This window comes from Halorubrum tibetense, from assembly GCF_042661865.1.
Taxonomy (GTDB): domain Archaea; phylum Halobacteriota; class Halobacteria; order Halobacteriales; family Haloferacaceae; genus Halorubrum; species Halorubrum tibetense.
The window spans coordinates 1-514 of sequence record NZ_JBHSWW010000740.1; the positions used below are offsets into that span (position 1 = coordinate 1).

The following is a 514-nucleotide window of genomic DNA, read 5'->3' on the forward strand; positions in this document are numbered from 1 at the left end:
CGAGAAGGAGGCGGTTGCCGATGTCTGAGGACACGACGACCGCCGGCGACGCGGACACCGCCGACAACCCTCCCGCTCCGGTCGACGCCGACACGCTTCGGGAGACCCTCAGGGCGGTCAGCGAGGCCGCCCCGCTCGTCCACCACCTGACGAACGACGTGACGACGAGCGAAACGGCGAACGTCACGCTACACTGGGGCGGGCTCCCGGTGATGGCGGACGCGCCGGCCGAGGCAGGCGACATGGCCGCCGGCGCGGACGCGGTCGTGATCAACACGGGGACGGCGTCGACCACCGATATCGACGCGATGATCGACGCCGGCGAGCGGGCCAACGAGGCGGGCGTCCCGGTCGTCCTCGATCCGGTGGGGTACGGCGCGACACCCCACCGCGTCGAGTCCGTCGGGCGACTGCTGGACGCGGTCGCGTTCGACGTGATCAAGGGGAACGCCGGCGAGATACGCGGGCTCGCGGGCGAGACGGCCGCGGTCAAGGGGGTCGAGTCGGTAGGCGA

General features: G+C 72.2%; 1 protein-coding gene. It reads left to right on the plus strand.

What is annotated here, in order from left to right:
- Positions 1-20: 20 nt before the first annotated feature.
- A partial coding sequence (locus ACFQEU_RS18050) for a hydroxyethylthiazole kinase (RefSeq protein ID WP_379784408.1) occupies positions 21-514 on the plus strand: 494 nt, incomplete at its 3' end.